We start from the raw sequence: 6,790 nt of genomic DNA, 5'->3' as shown, positions 1-6,790 counted from the left end.
AACGGCTTTCGTTCTCGCTATGCTCGGCGAAAGCCGGGTTTTCTTTATACTAACAGAAAGTATAAGTTTAGGGCAGATAGCATAAGTGCAACCAACGGCTTTCGTTCTCGCTATGCTCGGCGAAAGCCGGGTTTTCTTTATCTGAGTGTTTGTTTATAGGCAGTAAGCGAGGATCGTGATATACTAAGGGTAAAATATACCCCGAGTGGGTATAATCATTTGACAAAAAACAGGTGTGTTTTAGGAGGAGTTCAGATGATTCCGATCGACTTAGGAAATACTCAGGATAACTCGCTTAGTCTACAGTTAACGGGGAAGAAGCATACTGAAGGATGCATGATTTGCGGCGAAGAACTGATTTATTCAGAGAATGCTCGGACTTATACTTGTTCTTATTGCAAAAAAGAGTTCTCAAGTAGCATTTCCTGTGCGCATAATCATTATATTTGCGATGAATGTCACCGCGCTGATTCCAATCAAATCATTAAGATTATTCTCGAAACCAGTTCAAATACGAATCCGGTCGCGCTTGCTCGTGAAATTATGGCTTCACCCGTTTTTCAAATGCATGGTCCTGAACACCATCTGATGATCCCGATGGTTTTATTGACCACGCTCAAGAACCTTGGCGTAAAGATTACAGATACGCAAATGCAAAATGCTTGGCTTCGCGCCAAACAGGTTCCGGGGGGAAGTTGTGGGAGCTGGGGAGCGTGTGGAGCTGCGCTTGGTACAGGGATTGCACTTAGCGTATTTCGAGGTCTGACCCCTCTCAGTAAGGAAACATGGGGACAGACGAATCGGGATACAGGGGAAATTTTACAGAGTGTTGGTGCTTATGATGGACCAAGGTGTTGTAAGCGAAGCACCTATTCAGCGTTGCGTGCAGCCATGAAAATTCTTGAGCGGGATGGCGTCGTCCAATTTCCCGCAGAAGCTCATGAAGTTCCAGTCTGTAAAGATTTTTGGCGCAATCAGCAATGCCTCAAAACAGAATGCCCCTATTTTCCTCGTTGACCCGTGGCGAAGAACATCCTATAATGTCTTTATGGTACGAGGTGTGCCCTGGGGTGGAAAATGCTTGATTATTATATCTACCTTTGGAAGATAACGTGGCTAGACGTTTTAGCTGTGAGCAGCATCACAATTTTTATCATTGCTCGCCTCCTTTGGAAGGTAGGAAACGATCTTAAACGTTATAAAAGGTGGGGCCGGTTGCTCATTATTCCCAGAGTGGGATTTTGGTTAGGAATTTTAGGGGCCTACCTTTTAATGTTTAACCTGGCTAATCCGGACTGGTTTGATCAACCTGGGGTAATTCAAGGTGAGATTCAAGGAAAGTCCTTGACCAACAGCTCAGCGAATCCCTATAGCATTCAAGTCAAAAGGGGAACAGAGCCGTTAACTCTATGGGTAGATTACCAGACCTATAAAACCCTTAATATCGAGGACCAAGTCAAAATAAAGGCTTTACCAAATCATCTGATAGTCTATCAGTGTGAAGTTTTGCCTTAAAAGTTCATGGATGAGGAGTGATGCACAGATGAGTGCTGAGGTTTATTTTACAAACTTTCAGATTAAGAATGGGCAAAGCCTACTCACTAAGCTCGAAAGATTAGTAAACCGTTCGAAGATCTTAGAGGGGATTGCGCCTAAAGATTTAGTGGCGCTTAAATTGCATTTTGGGGAACGAGGGAACTTAGCTTATATTCGCCCTCAGTTTGTAAGGCGGGTTGTAGATCAAGTTAAAAAGAAGGGAGGGCGTCCTTTTCTGACAGATGCCAATACCCTTTATGTAGGGTCCCGTTCGAATGCCGTGGATCACTTGGAAACCGCTATCGAGAATGGGTTCGATTATTCGGTGGTCGGGGCTCCTCTCGTGATTGCCGATGGCTTAAATGGGAAAGACTATGTATCTGTGCCGGTGGCTTTGAAACACTTCCAAGAGGTGAAAATCGGCAGTGCGGCAGTGCATGCGGATGCCTTAATCACGATCACCCACTTTAAGGGACATGAAGCAACAGGTTTCGGTGGAACTCTGAAGAACTTAGGCATGGGATTAGGTAGTCGCGCCGGTAAACAGCAACAACACTCTGACATTTTGCCGACTGTGGATGAAGAAATTTGCATCGCTTGTGGAAAATGTAAGCTGTGGTGTCCTGCTCAAGCGATTACGGTTGAAGGAAAGGCTCATATCAATCAAGAGCTTTGTATCGGCTGTGGGGAGTGCGCTGTGACTTGTCCCCATAAGGCCATCGCTGTGAACTGGAAAACTGAGCCTGATGTGATTCAAGAAAAAATTGCCGAGTACACGGCAGGAGTTTTAAAAGGAAAAGAAGGCAAGGTTGGATTTATCACTTTTGTCAATAACGTTTCTCCGCTATGTGACTGCGTGGGGTGGAATGATATTCCGATCGTGCAGGATATCGGCATCTTAGCCTCAACCGACCCCATTGCGATTGATCAGGCAGCCGTGGATCTAGTGAACCAAGCGAACGGTAATCCGCATTCTCTTTTAGGGGAGCATCATGACGAAACGGATAAGTTCCGAGTCCTTCATCCGGATGTAGATTGGTCAGTTCAACTTGCCTATGGAGAAAAAATTGGCTTAGGAAGCCGCCAATATACGCTGATTTCTCTAGATTAAGAAAAATGCTGAGAAAAAAATCTTTTACCCAACAAAGACTAGTCGTAATATGATATTATTAGAATAAACTAAGTATAGACTAGGGAAGGAGAGGTGGAGGTTATGCGCATACAAAAGGTTAATGAGAGTACAATCCGCATCTTCATCTCCTTTACTGAACTTGCTGATCGCGATATTTCGATGGCCGACTTATTCCAACGTTCGGCGAAATCAGAGCAGTTATTTTGGGAATTGATCGCGCAGGCAAGGGAAGAAGTGGAGTTTAACCTTGACCAACCCTTTTGGATTCAGGCAACCGCAGCTGCAAACGATGAATTCATTATTACTGTTATGCGGCAAGACGATGCTATCGAGATGCCAACAAAAGGGAAAGAGAAAAAGCGTGGGCAGCGTCCACGGGTTCTCGAATGGATCTATGTATTTGCTGATTTCGAGGATGTGTTAGCTGCTGTTAAACGGTTTCCTGATTTTCCTCGAGTGCGGTCTAGCCTCTTTATTTTTGAAGGGGAGTACTATCTGGCCGTGAGTCATCTTGGGACAGGCAAGAAAAAACAATATGCCGAAGCACTCATGGATGAGTACGGTGAGATTGTTGACATTTCCAAAGTGTTCTTAGAAGAACATGGGCAGATCATCATGGATGTACGAGCGATCCAAACATTGAAAAAAACTTTTTAACTGAATATTGCTCAAAGAAAAGGGATGACCCAATAGCTGAGAAATTTATCTTTAGCTTGGGGCATCCCCTTTTATTATTCTCTTGACAATTTTTCCAAAAGTTTCTTTTCCCCCGGAATTTCGGTATAATTATGTTAGCCGCAGATAAAGAGAGCAGAAATGCGGTGAAGGCAGGCAGAGCAAACAGTTTTTCCCCTGAAGGTTTGGAGCTGATGGGTTTTGCCGCAAAAGATACAGATTTGGGGTCGCTTCTTAGCAGCACTAGTTTCAAAAAGAAGAACGACACCGGATTTTTGATGCGGTTGTTCGTGGTCTGAGGAAAATGACGGCATAGGGTGATACCTCCTGTCTAGCGTGTACAGCAATTATAGGACAAAACCAATGTCGAAATCCTAAAAAGAGTGCGGGCGAGACGAGGGAAAATAAGTCGAGTTAAGAATAAAAAATTGAGGAGTGTCTGAGGGTGGAACGATTGAAATCCTTACTGAGAGCGTTACCCGCAGTGCATGAAGTCCAAGCTCGCTTTGAAGAGATGGAAGAATTCACTGCATTTTTGACGAATGATGGCGATAAACATCGTTTGACGCAATTGATCCGGGAGAGTTTGCAAAGAGCTCGGGAAATCGTCCTATCCGGGCAGGAGGAGATGCTGGAGGAAAGTAAAATCTGGCCTTGGCTTTTGGAAACAGTGCGCAGGGCGCTCCGTAAACAACCGACAAGTTTGAGGCACGTGATTAATGCAACTGGAGTGGTCCTCCATACCAATTGTGGTCGGGCGATCCTTGCTCCAGAGGTGGCTGCCTTTGTGGCCGAGCAGGCGGAGCGATATAGTAATCTGGAACTCAATGTGGAGACTGGAGAGCGGGGCTCGCGTTATGTTCATGTGGAAAAACTACTTTGTACGCTTACAGGTGCAGAGGCAGCAATGGTCGTGAACAATAATGCGGCGGCAGTTCTCTTGGTTATGAATACCTTTGCCCAAGGGCGAGAAGTAATCGTTTCCCGGGGTGAGCTTGTGGAAATCGGAGGATCCTTTCGGATTCCCGAGGTACTGAAGGCCGGCGGCGCAGACCTCGTGGAAGTCGGGTCCACGAATCGAACTTGGTTACGAGATTATGAAGAGGCAATCCATCCGGAGACTGGGATGCTATTTAAGGCCCATACGAGTAATTACCGGATTGAAGGATTTACGCATTCCGTTTCAAGTCAGGAACTCGTCGAATTGGGTCGAAGATTTCACGTGCCAGTAGTTGAGGATCTAGGTAGTGGGAGCTTCCTCGATGGGTCAACTTTAGGGTTCCACCCGGAACCGACGATTCCTCAGGCTGTACAGGCAGGCTTAAGCTTAGTTACCTTTAGCGGTGATAAATTGCTCGGGGGACCGCAAGCCGGAATTATTGTCGGAAAACCTGAGCTTATCGAGAAATTGAAAAGTAATCAATTAACCCGAGCACTGCGAATCGACAAGCTGACTTTGGCGGCGCTCGAAGGAACTTTAAGGCTTTACGAGCGAGAAGAGGTCGCTAAAATTCCGGTTTGGAGGATGCTTTCTAAACCAGAACCTGAGCTGCAGATAGAGGCAGATCTTCTAAAAGACGGGATTACGAAACTAGCCCATTTTCAAGTGGAACTGCAAGCAGATTTTTCCCAGGTTGGTGGTGGCGCCTGGCCGACTGAAGAGTTGCCCACGTGGGTTTGTGCTGTTCGTCCGCTGCAAGGAAGTGTTCTCGAGTTAGAGAAGTTCTTACGAACGACAGGGGTTCCGGTGCTGAGCCGGATCAAGAAGGATTGGATACTCTTTGACCCGCGTACTTTATTGGAAGGGGATAGAGAGGAAATCCTGGGTATCATGAGCCAATGGACACGAGCGCAGTGACAAGGATAGTTGCTGAGATCTGCTGGCAGATACGTTACCTAAACTTCCTAAACTTCCTAAACTTGCATGCTCTTAGCGAACCGTTTATAATTATCTCGTTATAGATTAATCTGAAATAAGGTTATCAATCGAAGATCAGACAACCTTTGGAGGAAAAGATTAAGGAGGAACTTTGGCGATGCAATTAGGAAATACTCGAGATAAAATTCGCCTGACGCAATATTCTAGTAAAGCGGGCTGAGGCTGTAAGATCGGTCCGGCGGACCTAGCGCAAGTTTTGCGTCATATACCGAAAAATGTGGAAGATGCTAACCTATTGGTGGGAATTGATACCAATGATGATGCCGGGGTTTATAAGTTAAATGAGGAACAAGCGATTGTCCAAACTGTCGATTTCTTTACTCCGGTTGTCGATGATCCCTATTCCTTTGGCCTGATTGCTGCCGCTAATGCTCTCAGTGATATCTATGCGATGGGTGCCAAGCCCTTAACGGTTATGAACTTGGTGGCCTTCCCGATTGATAAATTAGATAAGTCGATCCTTGCCCAAATCTTGCAAGGAGGCTACGATAAAATTCGGGAGGCGGGCGCGGTTCTGGTGGGGGGACATTCCATCGATGATCAGGAACCGAAATATGGGCTCTCAGTCACAGGTGTAGTTCACCCTCAAAAATTGCTTTCCAATTCCGGGGCTCAAGCAGGAGATTATCTTGTGCTCACTAAGCCGTTAGGGATCGGGATTATTACCACGGGAATCAAACGTGGTTTGGTATCGTCCGAGAGTGAGCAGGAAGCTATCCGAGTTATGGCTGAGCTTAATAAATCTGCCTCTGAAGCAGCGATTGAGGTTAAGGTCAATGCGTTAACGGATATCACGGGTTTTGGTTTGCTCGGGCATCTTTACGAAATGATGAAAGGGAGCGGCGTCCAAGCGCAAGTTCAAGCTCAAAATGTCCCTGTCCTTGCCGCCACCTGGGATTGTCTTAAGAAAGGGGCCATTCCTGGGGGGTCGCTGGCGAATCGGGATTATCTTTCCGATAAAGTAGAGTTCGCCAGTGAGGTTCCTGAGGAATTACAAGTTGTCTGCTGTGACGCCCAAACCTCGGGTGGGTTGCTGATTTCTGTTCCGGAGGAGCGTCTGGAATCTCTGATCGAAGCTTTGCGGACGCGCAAAACCCTTGCTTCAGCTGTGATTGGCAGGGTTGAGTCGGGCGAACCAGGGTTAATCAAGGTAGGCCTGAAATAAAAAGAAACGAGACAGTGGAAGAAGATATAAGCTTTGCAAAATGTCAGTTTAACGACGTGTTTTGCAAAGCCTTTTTTATACTAACAGAAGTATAAATTTTTGGCAGATAAACTCTAAGTGCAACCAGCGGTTTTCGCTTTCCTGCGATGCAAGTAGTTAAGTTCGGCAGGATAAGGCGACTAAGGCCATCGCTTTGGCGCTGGCCAAGTCTTCTATATCGCAAAGCTCGGCGAAAGCCGGGTTTTCTTTATACTAACAGAAAGTATAAGTTTAGGGCAGATAGCATAAGTGCAACCAACGGCTTTCGTTCTCGCTATGCTCGGCGAAAGCCGGGTTTTCTTTA

At 46.1% G+C, this 6,790-nt stretch carries 7 protein-coding genes; 6 read left to right on the top strand and 1 reads right to left on the bottom strand.

Features of this window, described 5'->3' with window-relative positions:
* Window positions 1–444 precede the first annotated feature (444 nt).
* The 4 genes from VM640_RS13605 to VM640_RS13590 all read left to right on the top strand — a co-directional run bounded on the left by VM640_RS13605 (window position 445) and on the right by VM640_RS13590 (window position 3,325).
* Entirely contained in the window at window positions 445–1,017 is a 573-nt protein-coding gene (locus VM640_RS13605; RefSeq protein ID WP_414647998.1) for a DUF5714 domain-containing protein, read from the top strand.
* A gap of 60 nt (window positions 1,018–1,077) precedes the next feature.
* Window positions 1,078–1,515, top strand: coding sequence for a hypothetical protein (locus VM640_RS13600; RefSeq protein ID WP_325393113.1), 438 nt, complete (start codon window positions 1,078–1,080; stop codon window positions 1,513–1,515).
* Between the two features lie 28 nt (window positions 1,516–1,543).
* The gene (locus tag VM640_RS13595; protein ID WP_325393111.1) at window positions 1,544–2,647 is read left to right on the top strand and encodes a DUF362 domain-containing protein; all 1,104 of its coding nucleotides are present in this window, start codon (window positions 1,544–1,546) and stop codon (window positions 2,645–2,647) included.
* Between the two features lie 102 nt (window positions 2,648–2,749).
* A complete protein-coding gene (locus tag VM640_RS13590) occupies window positions 2,750–3,325 on the top strand; it encodes an adaptor protein MecA (protein ID WP_325393109.1) in 576 nt (191 codons plus the stop codon).
* Between the two features lie 134 nt (window positions 3,326–3,459).
* Here the strand turns inward: VM640_RS13590 and VM640_RS13585 are convergent, their stop codons facing one another.
* Window positions 3,460–3,657 (bottom strand): hypothetical protein, encoded by a 198-nt coding sequence (locus VM640_RS13585; RefSeq protein WP_325393107.1) that lies wholly within the window; start codon window positions 3,655–3,657, stop codon window positions 3,460–3,462.
* Between the two features lie 131 nt (window positions 3,658–3,788).
* Here VM640_RS13585 and selA point away from each other — a divergent pair, with 131 nt between their 5' ends.
* On the top strand, window positions 3,789–5,201 hold the full coding sequence (gene selA / locus VM640_RS13580) for an L-seryl-tRNA(Sec) selenium transferase (protein ID WP_325393105.1): 1,413 nt from the start codon (window positions 3,789–3,791) through the stop codon (window positions 5,199–5,201).
* A gap of 178 nt (window positions 5,202–5,379) precedes the next feature.
* On the top strand, window positions 5,380–6,447 hold the full coding sequence (selD, locus tag VM640_RS13575; protein WP_325393103.1) for a selenide, water dikinase SelD: 1,068 nt from the start codon (window positions 5,380–5,382) through the stop codon (window positions 6,445–6,447).
* Window positions 6,448–6,790 lie beyond the last annotated feature (343 nt).

It is taken from the genome of Desulfitobacterium sp., from assembly GCF_035539115.1.
Taxonomy (GTDB): Bacteria; Bacillota; Desulfitobacteriia; order Desulfitobacteriales; family Desulfitobacteriaceae; genus Desulfitobacterium_A.
This window is presented reverse-complemented; position numbering and strand designations above follow the sequence as displayed.

Excerpts from the sequence above, each read along its gene's own strand:
- VM640_RS13600 (WP_325393113.1), top strand. The coding sequence starts at position 1,078 with ATGCTTGATTATTATATCTACCTTTGGAAGATAACGTGGCTAGACGTT.
- VM640_RS13595 (WP_325393111.1), top strand. The coding sequence starts at position 1,544 with ATGAGTGCTGAGGTTTATTTTACAAACTTTCAGATTAAGAATGGGCAA.
- VM640_RS13590 (WP_325393109.1), top strand. The coding sequence starts at position 2,750 with ATGCGCATACAAAAGGTTAATGAGAGTACAATCCGCATCTTCATCTCC.
- VM640_RS13585 (WP_325393107.1), bottom strand. The coding sequence starts at position 3,657 with ATGCCGTCATTTTCCTCAGACCACGAACAACCGCATCAAAAATCCGGT.